Origin of the sequence: Thiohalomonas denitrificans (assembly GCF_016841685.1) — a bacterium.
Classification (GTDB): Bacteria; Pseudomonadota; Gammaproteobacteria; order Thiohalomonadales; family Thiohalomonadaceae; genus Thiohalomonas; species Thiohalomonas denitrificans_A.
Genome location: NZ_JAENYR010000047.1, coordinates 1 through 19,876, shown reverse-complemented (window position 1 = coordinate 19,876; position 19,876 = coordinate 1). Strand labels below are relative to the sequence as shown.

Here is a 19,876-nt window from a genome sequence, read left to right as displayed (position 1 = left end):
ATCGCTGGGCGTTTACAGGCCGCTGCAGGGCTGTAAAATGCCTCCCCCCTTTCTGCTCATTACTTGTTAGGCATTCTGGCACCCGAAAACACAAAACGTAACTACTTACCCCCTCCGTCATCCCCGCGTAGGCGGGGATCCAGAGGAGAGAAGCATGGCTCAAAATGAACCTCCGCCTACGCGGGGATGACGGACTTCCTGCCGTCGTGATCACCCGGGTGAGCAGTTACCACAAAAGTTGAGTAGCTGTTTCTGGATCCAGGCCACTGCTCCGACACAAAACAGGGGTGTTTGGGAGCTATCGGACTCGAACAGACGGCAAGTACACTCGAAATCGCGTGACCAGGTGCTCACTATGAAGTGTCAGATGGGCAAAAACTGCAATGCGCGGCTTTAATCACACATTAGACTAGCTAAAAAAACTAGAATTTTGCCTAACTAATTGGGATAGACCATGTCAGAGAGAAAGGTTACCGGCCGGATTTCGCGAGCAATCAGGGCTTCTGGTCCGCTGGTGTCTCTCTGTATCCAATCACAACGAAGCCAGGAACATGGCAGAAGTGGAATTTCCGGGGCCACCACCCTCGATCATCATGCTCGACCCGGAAGCTCTCTGATGTTGCTGATCAACCGTAGCTGAAAAGAAGTAAAAAGAATTGGCTGAACGGTTTACAAGTGCTTTCAAGGAATATCTGTCCGGCGCCGCCACCGCTGCCGTGGGTGCCGTTGCGGCTCTATTTTCTCATAGTCCGGAAAAACAGTCCTCGAAAAAGGTAATGGGCGGCATGTCTGGAAGCATCCGCGGCGGGAAGGGTATCGGCTTGCTGCTCCTCTGCGGCCTTTTGTTGGGTGCGGCCCCTTCGGTGCAGGCGGGGGGCGATTTTTGCTCCGATTACCCCAATGGCGTGGTCGATGGCAGCCTCCCGGGTACGTATCCGCTTCCCAGCGCATTCGGTATCGACCGGGACTGCACATTCATCAACTTCCCGCTTGGCAACCCCCTCGCTCCCAACGGGCTTGAACCGACGATCAATTTCTATACGCCGGATAAAAACAACGTCTATCTGATCGTTTTCGATACCGTGTACTTCAACGGGAATCTGGCGTGTTCCAATATTCCCCACAAGCTCTGGTCGGTGAATTCAGCCGGATTCAAGAGCTCCTGTCAGGACATCATGATCCCGGCGGAGATGATCGACAAGCAGTCTCCGGCGGCTAAGGCCACAATCGGCGTGCCCTTCACCTACACGCTGACGATGCCGTCCATGAATTATCCCGACGGTGATCCGTCAACGAATACCCTCGGCAACGTCATTCTCACCGATGATCTCACCGCTGCGGGCACCACCTATGTTGGGCCCGACGGTATCGCTCAGTCCACGGGTGCGGAACTCACCTACCTGAGCCACACCGCCTACATCAAGGGTGGTGCCGCCTTAACGGAAGGGACCGACTACACGTTCAGCAACGGGGGAGACGATAAGCACCTCAGCTTTGATTTCGACCAGATCCCGGCCGGAAGGCAGATTATGGTCGATCTCACGGTCGTCCTCGACGATATCACGCCGACGAATGATGCTGGAAATACCTTTATCAATACCGCCAAGTGGACCTTCTCCCGCTCCATTGATCTCGATGAAAACGGCTTGATAGAAGACGGCACGGCCGATTTGGATGGTGACGGCATTTATGAAAATGAGTTCTTTGAGCCCCTCCCCGGCGAGCCGGGTGTCGCGGCGCTGATGACCATCGCCGAACCCGACCTGGTGGTGAGCAAGTCGAGCTCAACGGCGGCAATGAATCTCGGCACTATCGCCGACTATACAGTATCTGTGCTGAATTCGGGCGGGAGTACGGCCTGGGAAAGCACGATCGTCGACACCCTTCCCGTGGGCATGTGCGACTACTTTACTACTGATGGGACGGTTGAGGTGGCCCTCGGCATTTATGATGCCGCCGGATCGACTCTGCTGAGAAGCCTGACAGAGACAACGGACTACACGCTGAGCTGGGTAGGCGATCCGACCTGCACGCTGACCCTCGATCTGGTCTCCGCCAAGGCGGCCATTGCCCATAACGAACTGCTTAAAATCACCTACCCTGGCCAGCTGGACGGCGATGTTGTCGATCAATCTACCCATACCAATATCGCGGTTGCGCAGCAGTGGTACAACGACGACAGCAGTAACACCGATCGCAAATTGTATGGACCCTATACCTCGACGGACGGTTCTGAAACCTATGCGGATACGGAGACCATTACAGCGACGCTCTCCGGTTATTTCCTGAAGAAGATAGTAACCAACGACACTACTGGTGAATCACCGGCACTCAGTGCCTCCCCCGGTGATATCCTGCGCTACACACTGCAGCTGGAGAACTTCAATGTCCCTAGCCTGTTGGACATTGACATTACCGATGATCTGGGTGTGTTGAACCTGGCCGATTACATCGTCCCGGGTTCGCTGAGTAATGTAACGCACTCTTTTCCTGTAGGAGCCACAGTTAATGCCGATCCCAATGGTGGGACTCACGGTGCCAGCCTCATTACCATTTCGGATTTCGATTTGGCTGAAGACCAATCCTACCAGATTGAATTTGAAGTTACTGTCGGGGCAGCAGCCAACGGTTTTGACATCGAAAACCAGGCAGATATAAGCGGTGTTGAAGACAGTGAGGTAAATACTACCAATTGTACTGACATCACTGACCCAAGTACCTGTACTGTTCGTCTTCAGGGCGTGAGTGATGACCCCTTTGTCTCTGGCCCGATTGCACTAGGTACAGGCGGTGATAGCACAAAGGTTCTCGTTGCCAGCGGCGGTGCCCTGCAGAAGGTGAATGATCAGCCTACGGCCACCATTGGCGAGCAATTCACTTATACCATTAAGGTGCCGGCGATACCGGTCGGCGTGCCGCTCTCTGATGTGGAGATCACCGATAACCTGACGGCCACCGGTGCCGACCTCAAGTTTGTCCATGCTGAAGTGACAGCAGCGAGTAGCTGGCAGGGCGTTGTCATTAATACTGGTACGGATACCAATCTTGTATTGGAAAATAATGTTACCGGTATCGACATTCCGGCCGATGGCTTTGCCGAGATCAAAGTGACGGTCGAGCTGTCGAATACCGACAATAACAATGCAGGCGACACTTTCCAAAACCACGCCTCCTATAGCTATGACCGTACCAATGGCGGTGGCCTGCGTATAACTCCCGCGTCGGATCCCGCAACCGATACCACGGCGCTTATGACGATTGTCGAGCCGGACTTGGCTGTCGGCAAAACGGTGACGTTCGCCTCGCCTGCGGGCAAGGACCCGCTCACGGAGCCGGCCACGGTGGGGGATGTGCTTGAATATGTGGTCGCCGTTGATAACAACAGTGCAGACGCCACCGCCTATGACACGAGATTGGTGGATACCCTTCCTGCGGAGCTCGCGCTCTACAGTGGCTTTACCCCCACCGTGACGATTAATGGTTCACCGATGAGCACCTCACCGATCGGCGCACCGGACGGCCCTCTGATCTGGGGGGATGACGGCTCGCTCGATATTCCCCCTGACGGTCAGCTGGTGCTGACCTACCAGGTGACGGTTGAGGCGGCCACCGGTGGCAATATCAGCAACCAAGTGTACGTGGACTGGGTATCCTGGGATGGCACCAGTATCGATGGACCGCGTACCGGTGATGGCTGCCCAGTCCTAACTTCTAATCCACCAAATGATTATTGCGCTGGCCCAGCATCTGCGACGGTTGGCACCCAGGACAGCACCGCACTCAGCAAACTGGTCTCCAGCGACACCTATGCCGAGGACCCGCCCAGCGCCGGCAACCCTCAGGTGCGCGTAGGTGATACCGTTACCTATGACCTGGTGCTGGAGCTACAGGAGTACATGACCCAGAGCGTGAAGGTGTTCGATACCCTACCAGCGGGTATGGAGTTCGTCAGTTATACCATCGAGCCGGGTTCGACCACCTTCAACTATACCCTGGACACTACGACAGACCCCTCTGCTGGTGATACGGGACCCCTGACCTGGGACTTCGGTGATATCGAGAATGTGCCCAGCGGTGATAACACCCCTGTCGATCCACTGATAATCCGTTACGTGGCCAGGGTGGTGGATGACCCGGCAATCGGGGTTACCCCAACAACCGATACCCTCCTCAACGACGCCAGGGTTGAATACACCGGGTTTGACCCGGCCAATACAGCGCTTGACGCCGAAGCCCCGGTGGATGTACTGCAGCCGCAGATTAGCTCTATTACCAAGAGTGGTACGGTGTCGGATCCGACAGCCACAGGCAGCGGTACTAATGCAGATCCTTATGTTGTCGACATCGTTAACGACACCATGGCCTTCCAGTTGCAGGCCTGTAACGATGGCGATGCTCCCGCCTACGGTGTGGAGCTCACCGACGATCTGGCGTGGAAGCTGGATGAAACCGACCTGACGACGACAGCGCCCGTAGTAACAGTTGGACCGCCAGCCGCACCGACCCCATTAAATGCTGGGAGCGACTACACCCTGACGGTACCCGCCCGTGACGGCGTGATGGTGGTCACCCTGGCTGATACCGTTCCTGTCGCAGCTAATGAATGCGTAACCGTCAATTACACACTCGGTTTCCACACTGATATCGCCCCGAATTCGACCTGGTGGAACAGCGCCACGGTCGTCGAGTACTGGTCGCGGGAGGCTCTGGATCCGACTAACGACCGTGAATATGCCGCCATTACCCCGGTACCTGCTTCCAGTGTCTACATGACCAACACCTTCACCCCGGTGGCACCGGCCAAGACGGTAGCCTCACCGCTGTCGGGGGAAGTGACTATTGGAGATTCGGTTAGCTATACCATTACGGTGCCGGGCACGCCTGTTAACGCGGAACTGAGTGACGTGGAGGTCAGCGACACGCTGAATGCGGCGTTGCTCTACGACAGTGCCAGCGTCGAGGTGAACGGCGTGGCGACAGCGATTGCACCGGTGCAGAGCGGTCAGCTTCTGACTTGGACTATACCGAGTATTCCGGCCGGCCAGCAGGCTGAGATAACCCTGAACGCCCACGTGGCCAACAGTGTGGGTGTCGATGCCGGAGATCCACTCCCCAACAGCGCCAGTTACACCTACGATGTGGGCGGTGTGGCCACACCTGGTGGTAGTAGTGACCCAGCCACTGCAACCCTGCTGATCACCGAACCGACGGTGACGATGAGCAAGAGCGTTGCCAACCAGACCAATCCGGGCAACCCGCCGGTGGCCGGTGATGTGCTGACGTACACCCTGCAGCTGGACGCCTCGGGCGGTGCGGCGCTGGATAACTTCTCCGATGCGTTCGATATCTCGATCATCGACGACCTGAGTTTGGGCCTTGCTTACAAGACGGGTTCAGCGACCCTCAATGCCGCGGCGCTGGCGGATCCGGTGAATGTCACAGCGGGTGACGGTAGCACCACGGAACAGCAACTGCGTTGGTCGCTGGCCGACGGTAATGATATCGACATCCTGGAAGGGAACTCGGTGACCATCACCTACGATGTGCTGGTGCTGAACGATGTCGTTGCCGGTCAGATCCTGGAGAACAGCGCGGTGGCGCAGTGGACCGGGCTTGACGGTGTCAATGCCAACGAGCGCGACGGCTCGGACGGGGCCGGTGTCGAACCGAATGATTACGAGACCGCGCTGCAGAATGAGTCCATTACTGTCGCGGATAACACCGCGTTCACCAAGTCGGTGGTTGCGGACTCGGATACCGCGACGCCGGTCGGCACGCTGCGCATCGGCGACACCGTCAACTACCGGCTGGACATCAGCCTGCAGGAAGGGACCACCACCGGAGTTTCGGTGCAGGATACGTTGGATGCGGGCCTGGAGTTTGACAGCATCGTCAGCATCAACGGCGATGCAGCGGCTGACTACGACCCGCCCGCCAGTGGCGCCGGCAGCAACTTCAGCTACAACACCATCACCGCGGGCTTGCTGCCTTCGGCCGGTGCCATCGGTTCGCTGAACTTCCCCATCGGGGATGTCACCAACGACCCCCTGGGCGATGCCACCACCGATACACTGACGATTGTCTACCGGGCACGGGTTGCCACCGGTGTGCTGACTCAGAGCCCGTCGACCACCCTGAACAACAGCGCGGTACTGACCTACAACACCACCAGCACTCTTAACGCTAGCGCCAGCGTGACCGTGCAGCAGCCGGTAATGAGCACGGTGACCAAGCTGGGTAACGGTACAGCCAACACCGATTTGAGCCCGTTGGCCGTGAATGTGGCTACAGACACCGTGCAGTTTACGCTGGAGAGCTGTAACACCACGGGACTGGCGCCGGCCTACAACGTACAGCTGACCGATGAGCTGGCGAGCCAGCTAAACGAAGGCAGCATCGTCGGACCGACGGTGACCATTAACGGTGCACCGGCGACCGATGGCGTCAATTACACCTACACCCCCCCGGCAGGTCGCGGCGGCAGTCTCGTCATCGACCTCATCGACCCGGTGAACCCGAATGAGTGTGTCACCGCGGTCTACGACATCGGCTTCTATACCGATTTCGGCCCGAACGAGCTGTGGAGCAACAGCGTTACGGTCGATGAGTACTGGTCGCTGGATGGCGATAGCGGGGAGCCGTATGCCGGCTCCGGTCCGGCCTCCTTCTGGATGACCAACACGACGACTATCATCCCGCCCCTCAAGGAAATGACGGTACCGGCCAGCGGTGAGGCGACCATCGGTGAGAGCGTCGTCTATCAGGTAACAATACCCGCCAGTGCGACTAATGCCTCGCTGTACGATGTCATCGTCAGCGACACGCTGGCGGCCGAGCTGGAATTCGTCGGCGTCAGTGAGGTCAGCGGCAACGGCTTTACGCTCACTGACAACAGTGTCGGCAACGACCTGAGCTTCTCGATCATTCAAATTCCGGCAGGCCAGGTGGCGGTGCTTGAGGTAACGGCGCGAGTCGCCAACAACGTCGATGCCGATGCCGGTGACAACTTCAGCAATACCGCGAGCTACACCTATGCGACCTCGCTTGGTGGGGAGCCCAACACCGGTGGTGGCAGCACAACGGCTACCAGCCTGCTGATCACCGAACCGACGGTGACGATGAGCAAGGGCGTTGCCAACCAGAGCAATCCGGGCAATCAGCCGGTGGCCGGAGATGTGCTGCGTTACACCCTGCAGCTGGACGCCTCGGGCGGTGCGAATTTCTCCGATGCGTTCGATATCTCGATCCTCGACGATCTGAGTCTGGGCCTGGTCTACCAGAGCGGTACGGCGAAACTCAATGCCGCGGCGCTGGCGGACCCGGTCAACGTCACAGCGGGTGACGGCGTCACCACAGCACAGCAGCTCAGGTGGTCGCTGGCCGATGGCAATGATATCGACCTCCCGGAAGGGAGCTCGGCGACCATCACCTATGACGTGCTGGTGCTGAACGATGTCGTAGCCGGACAGGAGCTGACCAACATTGCGGTGGCACAGTGGACCGGCCTTGACGGTGCCGATGCCAACGAGCGTGATGGCTCGGATGGATTTGGTGTCGAGCCGAACGATTACGAGACCGCGGTGGAGAGCACGCCCATCACCGTAGCGGATAACACCGCGTTCGCGAAGTCGGTGGTCGCGGATTCGGATACCGCGACAGCGGTCGGCACGCTGCGCATCGGCGATACGGTCGACTACCAGCTGGACATCAGCCTGCAGGAAGGGACCACCACCGGTGTCTCGGTGAGCGATACGCTGGATGCGGGCCTGGAGTTCGACAGCATCGTCAGCATCAACGGCGATACGGTGGCCGACTACGACCCGCCGGCTAGTGGTGCCGGCAGCAACTTCAGCTACAACACCATCCCTGTGGGCTCGCTGCCGAGTGCCGGCACGACCGGCCCGCTTAGCTTCCCCATCGGGGATGTCACCAACGACCCCCTGGGCGATGCCACCACCGATACGCTGACGATCGTCTACCGAGCCCGGGTTGCCACCGGTGTGCTGGCGCAGAGTCCGTCGACCACGCTGAACAACAGCGCGGTCCTGACCTACAACACCACCAGCACTCTTAACACTAGCGCCAGCGTGACCGCGCAGCAGCCGGTAATGAGCACGGTAACCAAGCTGGGTAACGGCGCGGCTAACACCGATGCGAGCCCGCTGGCAGTGAATGTAGCCAGCGACACCGTGCAGTTTAGGCTGGAGAGCTGTAATACCACGGGGCTGGCACCGGCTTACAACGTGCAGCTGACCGATCTGCTGGCGACCCAGCTGGATGAGACCAGCATCGTCGGTCCGACGGTGACCATCAACGGTGCACCGGCAACCGATGGCGTGAACTACGACTACGCCCCACCGGCGGTGCGCGGGGGGAGTCTCGTCATTGACCTTATCGATGCGGTGAACCCGGGGCAGTGTGTCACCGCGGTCTACGACATCGGCTTCTATACCGACTTTGGCCCGAACGAGCTGTGGAGCAACAGCATCACGCTCGATGAGTACTGGTCGCTGCCGATGCAGTCGGGACAGGTCTATGGGCTGGTGGGACCGGCCGAGTTCTGGATGACCAATCAGGCCACCATCGACCCGCCTAGCAAGGTGCTGACCAGTGCGTCCGAGGCGACCATTGGCGAGGAGGTCACCTACGAAATCAGGGTCCCCGCCAATCCTGCGAATGCGGCCCTGTATGATCTGGTGGTAAGCGATCCCCTGCACGGCAGCCTGGAATACCTGGGCGCCACGGAGATCAGCGGCAATGCTCTTTCCCTTACCGATAACACCGACGCGACTGTAACTCCGACCAAGGTGAACCTGGTCATCGATCAAATTCCGGCCGGTCAGCAGGCAGTCATTGAAATCACCGCACGGGTGGCGAACAACGCCGCTGCCAACGCCGGCACCAGCTTCAACAACAGCGTCTCTTATACGTACGCCATCACCGATGGCGGCGCAGCCAATCCCGGCGGTAGCTACACCACCACGGACCCGCTGACCATCGTCGAGCCGGAACTGGCCATCACCAAACAGGTGGCCAACGTCACCAACCCGGGTGCGGCGCCCAACCCCGGGGACATCCTGCGCTATAGCGTGAGCTTTACCGCCGGCGGCGGGGAAGCGGGGGATGATTTCTCCGATGCCTTCGACCTTCTGATTGAAGACAGCCTGAGTCTGGGTCTGGCCTACCAAAACGGCACGGCCAGCGTCGATGGCGGCAACACCATTACCGACCCCGGCACCAACGGCGGGGACGGTGTGAGCACCGCACAGACCCTGACCTGGAGTCTGGCCGATGCCACTGCCGACATCGACGTGGTCGAGGGGACCGCCGTCACCGTGGCTTATGACGTGCTGGTGCTGGATGGTGTGCGGGCCGGACAGGAACTGACCAACAGTGCCACCGTCCAGTGGACCGGCCTGGACGGCGATAGCACGCTTGAGCGTGACGGCACCGGCACACCTGAGGTCAACGACTACTTTTCGGGTCCGGCCACCACCACCCTGATGACCGAATTTGCAGTCTCGTTCGTGAAATCCGTCGTGAATGCTACGACCGGAGAGGATCCGGGCGCGAACGCTCAGCCCGGCGACACCCTGCGTTACAGCCTGGTGATCACCAATGAGAGCATTGCCCCTCTGAACAACGCCTCGGTGGTCGATGAGCTGGCCGCACACTTTGCGCCGGGCAGCCTGCAGGTACTCAGCGTTTCGGATGCGAACGCCGACACTACCAACACCAGTGCAACGGGTGGTGTCAACGGCACCGGTATTATCGATATCCGCAATCTCACTCTGGCGCCACAGGGGAATGATGGGGATACGCTGACCATCCTCTTCGAGGCGGCACTCGCCCCGGTCATCGACAGCGGCACGACCGTGCTGAACCAGGCGCAGCTGACCGGGGATGGGCTGGCTTCTGCAGCCAGCAACGAGACCTCCACGCTGATCAGCTCGGCCCCGGCGTTCGAGGTCTGGAAGAGCTCGCTGGACATCTCCGATGACCCGTCCGAACTGCGCGCCGGGGATACCCTGCGCTACACCCTCACGGTGAAGAATGTCGGAACCGAGGATGCCATCAACGCGGTCCTGCACGATCAGCTGCCGACCAACACTACCTATGTCTCCGACAGCACAACCTTGAATGGCGCCCCCGTCGCCGACCAGAGCCCCGGCGTCCTTCCGCTGCAGGATGGTATCGCCATCCACGCGCCGGAGGACGCCACGCCGGGGGTGATGCGGGCGGATGCCAGTTCGACCAGCAGTAATATCGCGACCATTACCTTTGACGTCGTTATCGATGCCGATCTCTTCAGTGGCACCGTCATCGCCAATCAGGGTTTCGTTACTGTCGAGGGCACGGGCAGCGGGGCGGTGCCGCAAAAGCCGTCGGACGACCCGGACACCGAGATTCTCGATGATCCGACCCGTGATGTGGTCGGTAATGTGCCGCTGGTCGATGCCCACAAGAGTGTGGAGATTCAGGTGGACAACGGTTCGCCGGGCATCGTCGATCCCGGTGATGTGCTGCGCTACAGCATCGTCGTCACTAACATGGGATCGGCTCCCGCCAGCGAGGTCGTCCTGGTCGATGCGGTGCCGGTCAACACCCGTTATGTGCCGGACTCGGTGGTGCTCAATGGTCTGCCGGTCGGACAACCGGATGGCGGGATTTCGCCGCTGGCCTCCGGAATTGCCGTCAGCTCGTCGGATTTGACGCCGCCGCTGCCCGCGGCGGGTGAGGGCATATTGTCCGTCGGCGGCTCGGCGATCGTTACCTTCGATGTGCAGGTGAATGCCGGCGTCGCCAGCGGCACGATCATCAGCAATCAGGGCGTCGTGCAATCCAACGAACAGCTGGACGAACCGACGGACGCGGATGGGCTCGATTCGAACGGTGATCAGCCGACCGAGGTGGTCGTCGGCGAGGCCCAGCAGCTTTCGATCAGCAAGGAGGTATTCGTGGTCGGGGGCGGTGTTGCCGTGCCGGGCGCCACTCTGGAATATGTGGTTCGCGCGACCAACATCGGCGGCGTAGCGGCGACGGATGTGGTTATCACCGACGATTTGGATACGCCGGTATCGGGGCAGCTGACTTATGTACCCGGTTCCGGAACGCTGGACGGCCTGGCGACCGGCGTGACCTTTGCCGCGCCGCTCCTTACCGCGGACTATTCGGCCAATTACGGTTCCCTGGATCCCGGCGCATCGGCGGTCCTGCGCTTCCGTGCGCAGATCGCCCCGGCGCTCGCCGTCGGTGAGACGATCACCAACATTGCAGAGGTCTTCTGGAATGCCTCGACGCAGACCGCGACCTCCAGTGTGTCGATCGACCTTGGTGGCACGCCGGGTGCGGTCAGTCTCACTGGCGAGGTTTGGCACGACGCGAACTTCAATACGGTCGCCGACGGGAACGAATCCTTGCTCGCGGACTGGTCTGTGGATGTCTACCGAAACGACCGCTTACTGGGCAGTGTGGTCACCGATGGCGGCGGTACCTACAGCATCCAGGGTCTCGCCGCGGCCGACGACTCGAGCGCCTATGAATTGCGGTTTCGCGCCCCGGGAGCGGGCGCCGATACGGCGCTGCTCGGTGAGGCCCATTCCAGTTACACCAACGGATTGCAGCGGATCACCGACGTCACGGCCTCGGCCGGGACCAGTGTCCGAAACCTGAATCTGCCGATCACGCCGAACGGGGTGGTCTACGACTCGGTCGTGCGCACGCCCATCGCCGGGGCGGCGGTGGCCATGCTGCGTGCCGGTGCCGAGCTGCCCGAGAGCTGCTTCGATGACCCGTCTCAACAGGGCCAGCTCACCTCGCGGCAAGGCTTCTACAAATTCGACATCAACTTCAGCGATCCAGCCTGCCTGGCAGGGGGTGACTACACCCTTCGCGTGACCCCCCCCGCATCCGGCTACACCGATTGGCCATCGCAGATAATTCCGCCTGTGAGCGACGAGGGCACCCCCGCATTCTCCGTGCCGGGCTGCCTCGGCGGGAGCGATGATGCCATCAGCGCCACCGCCAATCACTGCGAGGTCCAGACCTCGGAGTTCGCGCCGGCCGGAAACGTGCCCGCCCGTTCGGCGGGGACCACTCATCACGTGCACCTCACGCTGGATGATAACCAGCTGCCCGGCGAGAGCCAGATATTCAATAACCATATCCCGATCGATCCCGAGCTCGACACGGCGATCGCCATTACCAAGACCTCCTCCCGTGTCAATGTCAGCCGCGGCGAACACGTGGCCTATACGATCACGATCCGCAACACCCTGGGCACCACCCTGCAGGACCTGAGCATCGTCGATTCCTTCCCGGCGGGTTTCAAATACGTCGAGGACTCAGGACGTATCGACGGGAAACCGGTGGAGCCGGAGGCAAACGGTCTGCAGCTGAGTTGGACAAACCTCGAGCTTGGCGCCGAGTCACAGCACACCATTCAAATGCTGTTTATCGTCGGTTCCGGGGTATCCGAGGGGGAATATGTGAATCGCGCGCAGGTCATCAACAGCTTCAGCCGGGAGAACGTCTCCGGCGAGGCGAGCGCGACGGTGCGGGTGGTTCCGGACCCGACATTCGACTGCACCGACATCACCGGCAAGGTGTTCGACGACACCAACCTCGACGGGGCGCAGGACGGGAACGAAAAGGGGCTGCAAGGTGTGCGCCTGGTCACGGCGCGCGGTTTGATTGCCAAGACCGACGAGTACGGCCGCTTCCATATCACCTGTGCCGTGATCCCGAACGAGAGCCGCGGCAGTAATTTCATCCTGAAACTGGATGATCGCTCCCTGCCGACCGGCTTCCGGGTGACAACGGAGAACCCCCGCGTCCAGCGGGCGACGCGCGGCAAGATGATGCGCTTCAACTTCGGCGCAACCGCGCATCGCGTGGTGCGTCTCGATGTGGCGGACGGAGTGTTCGAGCCGGATTCCACGGAGATGCGCCTGCAGTGGAAGCCGCGCATGGAACTGCTGCTCGAAGAACTGCGCAAATCGCCATCGGTGGTGCGTATCGCCTACCTGGCGGATGTGGAACAGCCGTCCCTCGTCAAGCGGCGGCTGCGCGCACTCCGAAAGAGTATCACCGGGAAGTGGGAAGAGCTGAACTGCTGCTATCCGCTGACCGTGGAAACGGAAACCTTCTGGCGGCGTGGGGTGCCACCAGAGCGATAGCACCTGCAGCGATATAGCGACGGCGCGGCCGTAGACCCGAAGAGAAAAATAAATATCAACACCATGAAGCTCCGTTACAGGCAAACACAGAGGGGTCGGCACCACGGGATCCAGCACCAACCTTCGGGTCGGGGTGCGGGTCATTGTGGCCGCACGGCCCCGGTGGACGGTGGTGTGAACGGGTCTCTTCGGACGCTAATCGGTCACAGCTCCAAACTCGTTGCCGTGCTGTTGATTTCCCTTCTGGCCGCGGCGCCGGTTCGAGGTGAGTCCGCCGCCCAGGATGCCGGGGGGGTGGAGGCCGGTCCCGTCGGTGAGGCGACTGAAAGACACCTCTCCACCGACGAAGTGTTCCGGCCGTGGATACAGGACCCTGACCAGTACGCGCAGGAGCAGGGGGATGAGGTAGAGATTGAGAAGGTGCTGGATAAGGAAGTCGAGACCCGCAAGCTGCAGGGTGTCATTCCTCCGATTCGCTTCGAGTCGGGGCAAGCCGATATTCCGGACAGCTACGTCGACCTGGTGCGCAAGACACTGGCGGAGATGAAGCACCGCATCAATGTGCGACTGCACTTTGTGGGTCACAGCGATGATGTACCGCTAAGGGGATCGCTCCAGCAGCAGTACGGCGATAACCTCGGTCTCTCTCGTGAGCGTGCCGGCACGACCGCCGAGTACTTCCAGCGCGCCCTCGATCTGCCCCCGGAGTCGATCTCCTATGAAGGCGTCGGCGAAACCCGGCCCCTGGCCAGCAACGACACCGCGGACGGACGGGCGCAAAACCGGCGTGTCGAAGTCGAGGTCTGGTACGACGAAGTGAGCGAAAAGCTGGTCGAGAGGGAAGTGGTCGTCTCCAACGAAATCAAGCGCGTGAAAATGTGCCGCGTCGAGACGGTCTGCAAGCTCAGTTACAAGGAGGGGAATGCCAAGCGTACCCGGATCAAGAATCTCCTGCCGCCACTCCGCTACGACGAGGACGCCAACGCGATTCCGGCCCGCTATCTGCAGCAGATACGGGAGGCGCTGCAGAACCTGCGCGGCAAACAGAATGTTTTGGTCAAGTTCATCGGCTACACCGACAATATCCCCCTGACCGGCAGACCGGCGCGTATCTACGGCACCCATGTGGGACTGTCAAAGGCGCGGGCCCGCCGGGTGGCGCTGGCCGTACAGGATACCTTGGGTTTGCCCACCTCGGCGATCGACAGTGACGGCAAGGGAGCCGCCATGCCGGTGGCATCCAATGAGACCCGGCAGGGTCAGGCACTGAATCGGCGGGTGGAAGTGGAGTTCTGGCATGACGACCCGCTGGCGGAACTGCCTGATGAGCCGCAACTGTGTCCGGATGCGGCCGCGGCGGAGACGGTGACTCGCGTCTATGATCCTCCCACCGGCGCGATCAAACCCATCTACTTCGAAAACGGACGGCCACGGGTGCCTGCGGGTTATATCGATCGCCTCGGCCGGGTTCTGGACGAAGTCGACGACAAGACCAATCCGCGGCTGCGCTTCATCGGCTACACCAATAACGAGCGTCTCGATCGCCGGACCGCCTTGGTCTACGGCGACGATGTCGGTCTTTCCGCAGCGCGCGCTACGAAAATGATGGGACGCGCCAAGGAGCAGCTCGGGCTTGCCGACGCCCAGGTCGAGTCCGAGGGGCGCGGCTATGTGCAGTCCGAGGATGTGGTCAATTCGGGCTTCGTCGAGGCGGAACTCGCACGCGTCGAAGTCCAGGTGGTCTATGACGAACTGGCTTCGTTGGATGACGCGGACTTGATGGACATTCAGCGACTGACCCGGGAAGTAGCACCGAAGAACCCGTTTGCCCTGAATCTCATGCGCATCACGGTCGACGGCAAGCCGGTGAGCGACCCGAACAAGAGTATCCCCGACGTTCAACGTTGTATCGACGTTGCCCTGGACCGGGCGAACATCGAGTTCAAATTCGATAACCTGGATCTCAAGCCGCGTCTGAACGTCACGGCATGGCCGAGTACGGTCCGTTACCGGGACCTCGCCGACACCGAGTATCCGGAGAACCTCGTTCGCTTCCGGCGCTATACCAATTATCCCGACTTCATTGCCAAATCGGAGGTGCGGATCTTTGATGCCGAAGAGTCCACGCGCGCCGAGCCGATGGCCGTGGTTCCCGTCAACGAGGACGGCTTCGCCGAGTGGCAGGCCGGTTTCGACCGAATCGAGGCCCCCGGCCGCGAGCTGAAGTACCTGCTTCGGACCTACGACGAAGACGACAACTTCGACGAGACCGAGACACAGGTCTTGTGGATTGTCGATGAGCTGGAGGAAGAGCTCGAGGAGCGCGACGCGAGCAGGGAGTTATTGGTCGGCTATGGCGAAAATCGCCTCGCCCAACAGAGCATTCCCCTGCAAGGCGGGGCGATCAAGGTCTTCGGCACTGATATCCCCGACGGATATTCGGTCTGGGTGGCCGGTCGCCCGCTTCCGGTGAGCGATGACCGGGAGTTCGTGGCGGAAGAGATCCTGCCCTCGGGCATGCACACGGTGGAGGTCGCCGTTCTCGACCAGGCCGGCAACGGCGAACTGTTTCTGCGTGACCTGGAGCTCAAGAAGAGCGACTGGTTCTACGTGGGGATTGCCGACCTCACTATCGCCGCTGATGATACCAATGGCCCCGCGGAGTTGGTTACCGGTGACGAGACCCACTACGACAACGATGTGAGTGTCGATGGCCGGCTCGCCTTCTATACCAAGGGAAAGTTCGGCGATGGCTGGAGATTGACGGCTAGCGCGGACACCAGGGAAGGGCCGGTCGAGGATATCTTCAGCAACTTCATGGACAAGTCTCCGGACGCGCTGTTCCGCCGTATCGATCCCGATTATTACTACCCGACCTTCGGCGACGACAGCACGGTGGAGGAAGATGCACCCACCTCGGGCAAGTTTTACGCCCGCCTGGCGCGTAACCAGAATTATGGCATGTGGGGCAACTTCAAGATCGGCTATCTCGGCAACAGCCTGGCGCATGTCGACCGCAGCCTTTATGGCGCCAACCTGCACTATCAGACGCTGGGCGCAACGAGCTTCGGGGAGGAGCGGTTGATGCTCGACGGGTTTGTGGCCGAGCCGGGGACCATCGCCAGCAGGGATGAATTTCGCGGCACGGGCGGCTCGCTCTATTCGCTGCGGCATCGGGACATCCTCGCCGGTTCGGAGCGGGTGCGCATCGAGATCCGCGACAAGGATTCGGGCATCATCACCGGCGTCAAGAACCTGTCGCCGGGGCTGGATTACGACGTCGATTACCTGCAGGGGCGGGTATTGCTCGCGGAACCCCTGTCGGCGACCGCCAGTGACGACATGCTCGTCGACAGCGGTACCGGCAGCGGCGATCGGGTCTATCTGGTGGCCCGGTATGAGTACACCCCGGGATTCGAGGAGATCGATACGCTCTCCGCCGGCGGGCGTGCACACTACTGGTTCAACGATACGGTGAAGCTCGGGATTACATCGAATCAGAACGATGAAGAGGGCGACGAGAGCAGCCTCAATGCGGTGGATCTGACCCTGCGCAGGAATACCGATTCCTGGGTGCGGGTCGAGGCGTCCGAGAGTGAAGGCGGGGACGTGGCGACCTTGCTTTCCAACGATGGCGGCTTCAATTTTGATTCCGTGTCGGAACTGGAAGGGCAGGACCCCAGTGGCGGTGCCTACCGGGTCGATGCCAGTCTCGGGCTCAAGGATATCTTCGAGGACCTCGAGGGCAAGTTGACGCTTCACCGGCAGAGCCTCGAAGCGGGCTATTCCTCTCCCGGACTCACCGCAGCCACCGATACCGACCAGTATGGCGGCTCGCTGGATATGCCGGTTAACGAGTGGGTAGGCGTCAGGGCCAAAGCCGAAAGCAAGTCGCAACAGCTCGGTCTGGAGACCAGTGCGGTCGAGGTCGATGTCGATTACCTCCTCAACGACAACTGGACCTTGAGCGGCGGCATTCGGCACGACAAGAGAACCGATCGCTCTCCGGTCGTGCCGCTGACTCAGGAGCAAGGCGAACGTGCCGATGCCGTGGTTCAGGCCGGCTACGATTCCAGGGGCAAGTGGGATGCCTACGGCTTCGTCCAGGGCACCGTGAACACCACCGGCAACCGGGATGAAAACAGTCGCATGGGGACCGGCGGCGCCTATCGTATCAGCGACCGCCTGCGGGTCCGCGGCGAGGTTTCCGGGGGCGACATGGGTGCGGCCGGCAAGCTCGGTACGGACTTCCTCTATACGGACCGGACCAACCTCTATCTCAACTACGCCCTCGAAAACGAGCGTACGGACAACGGCGTGCGGGCTAGGAAGGGTAACCTCACCTCCGGCTTCAAAACGCGCTATTCGGACAGTGCCAGCATTTACGCCGAGGAGAGTTACTCGCATGGCGACGTGCCGACCGGGCTCATGCATTCGACCGGCGTCGATCTCGCCCCGAATGATCGCTGGAATTTCGGCGCCAACCTCGACGTCGGTACCCTGAAGGACCACGAAACCAGCGCCGAAACCAGTAGAGAGGCCATCGGGCTTCGCGTGGGCTATGGCTTCAACCGGTTCAAGGTGGCAAGCGCCCTGGAATACCGGGTGGACGAGACAGAGAACCCCGATACCAGTTTCGACCAACGGACGACCTGGTTGACCAAGAACAGTCTGAAATATCAGACCACCCCGGACTGGCGCTTCACCGGCAAGATCAATCACTCGGAGAGCGAGAGTTCTCTTGGCGAGTTCTACGACGGTAACTACACCGAGGCCGTGCTCGGCTATGCCTACCGGCCGGTGCACCACGACCGGATGAATGCGCTGCTGAAATACACCTATTTTTACAATCTACCGAGTACCGATCAGGTCTCGCTCGACAGTACCTCCGCGGACTACATCCAGAAGAGCCATATTATCGCGGGCGACGTGCTCTATGACCTCACCAAGCGCTGGAGCGTGGGCGCCAAGTACGGCTATCGGCTGGGTCAGGTCAGTCAGGAAAGAGAAGACCCGGAGTTTTTCGACAGTAACGCCCATCTCTACGTCGCGCGCGCTGATTGGCACTTTGTCCACAAATGGGATGCCCTGATGGAGTGGCGTATTCTGGACCTGCCGGATGCGCAGGATAGACGCGACGGCGCCCTCGTCGCGGTCTACCGGCACGTCGGGCGGAATGTCAAGCTGGGAGCCGGCTACAACTTCACCGACTTCTCGGACGATCTGACGGACCTCGACTACGACTCCCAGGGCGTCTTCGTCAACATCGTCGGCAAGTTCTGATTCGGACGGCGGCCCACCCGCTTTCCCGATGGCGTCGTCGTCACGCCATCCAATCGGGAAGCCACCCTCCCTCCTGCCAAAAGGGTTAAAATCGGGATACGCGGACATTTTCGTGCAGGACTTCCGGATCGATGTGAAAAACCCGGGGTGAGGGTGATGACCTTCAAAACCGGGGGAGGGTGGCTCCTTGGCAAAACTCTATATTGCGCTTGGCGCGGCAGTGATAGCCTCGCTGTTTCTGAGCATGGCCTGGAAGCCGTTGCCTTTCGAGGAGCGGCTCATCGCCATCCAGATGCAGGAGGCGGCCCCGGAATTTGCCCGATTCGTGGCGGATGAGCCGATCGAAGTTCAGGCCTTGTTGCTGGATTACGCGAGCGATGAAATCCTGAAGCTGAAGGCCCAATCGGCACTGCTTCGATATCCTGAGTTGGTGAGAAGAGTTCTGCCGATCTACGGTTCCGACCAGGACTTCCAGGGCATTCTCCGTGAGTATGGTGAGAGCGTTTTCCTGCCGATCGCCTATTTCCTCTCGAATGAAATTTCTTCGGTTGCCGTAATGCACTACACGGCCCAAAAACTCGAATCCCTCAGACAGACGACTGCCAAGGGCTCCGAAGATGAGTCTGCACCCGCCGTTACCGAAAGGCAGGAGACGCTGACTCCGGAAATACGCGGCCGGTACGCCGTCCGGTTCATCGAAAATGAGGGTCATGGATTCCTCGGCCAATTCGTGCTGGATAGGCGCGGAAATCCCCGGTGGCTACAGAGTGAACGTTTGCTGGAAGGCGCCGGCTCCTTTTTCGCAGGTGGCATCAGCAGCCTGGAGCGAAAGGCGAAAATCGACCATGACATCAACATCACGGATGTCGGGTGGGCCGGGGTCGATGTCCTGGTGATGGCCAGTGCCGTCAAACTGCTTCGGCTGGGCCGGGTGGGTGCCGTCGCCGCGAAGCCGCTGAGCTCCTCGACCCGGACCGCGGCGATGATGTCGCGCGTAGCCCGGGTGGGACAAGTAGGTGCGGGTTTGGCGAAACACGGCAAATGGCCCGCAATCATCCTGGCCGGCTACGTCGCGATCAAACATCCGGGAGTTATCAACGACACCTTTGCAAGCCTGTCCCGGATCGTGGGGCTCCCGGCCTGGGTCGGACAGTTTGCCGGGTGGCTCATCATCCTGTTACCGGTTTTCTATCTCGGCTCGTGGGTCATGCGGTGGATGGTCGCCCCCACCATCAAGCTGCTCCGCGCCACCATAGCGACCCTGTCCAGATTCGAACCCGCAAACCGAGGAAATAACCTGTAGGGTGGATAAGCGACAGCGCATCCACCAGAACGACCCGAGGGAACGCGGATGCGCTGTCGCTTATCCGCCCTACGGAATGGAAGAGGCAATCATCTGGTAGGGTGGATAAGCG

General features: G+C 60.4%; 3 protein-coding genes. All 3 read left to right on the top strand.

Features of this window, described 5'->3' with window-relative positions; translation table 11 throughout:
• Positions 1 to 785 precede the first annotated feature (785 nt).
• Positions 786 to 13,178: an isopeptide-forming domain-containing fimbrial protein gene (locus Q7L05_RS11050; RefSeq protein ID WP_303906204.1), complete on the top strand. Its 12,393-nt coding sequence runs from the start codon at positions 786 to 788 to the stop codon at positions 13,176 to 13,178.
• A gap of 174 nt (positions 13,179 to 13,352) precedes the next feature.
• A complete protein-coding gene (locus Q7L05_RS11045) occupies positions 13,353 to 18,461 on the top strand; it encodes an OmpA family protein (RefSeq protein WP_303906201.1) in 5,109 nt (1,702 codons plus the stop codon).
• 187 nt (positions 18,462 to 18,648) lie between these two features.
• Positions 18,649 to 19,764, top strand: coding sequence for a hypothetical protein (locus tag Q7L05_RS11040; RefSeq protein WP_303906198.1), 1,116 nt, complete (start codon positions 18,649 to 18,651; stop codon positions 19,762 to 19,764).
• The last annotated feature ends 112 nt before the right edge of the window (positions 19,765 to 19,876 follow it).

What these genes read in the sequence shown, in the direction of transcription:
- Q7L05_RS11050 (WP_303906204.1), top strand. Translation starts at nt 786, where the DNA reads ATGTCTGGAAGCATCCGCGGCGGGAAGGGTATCGGCTTGCTGCTCCTC.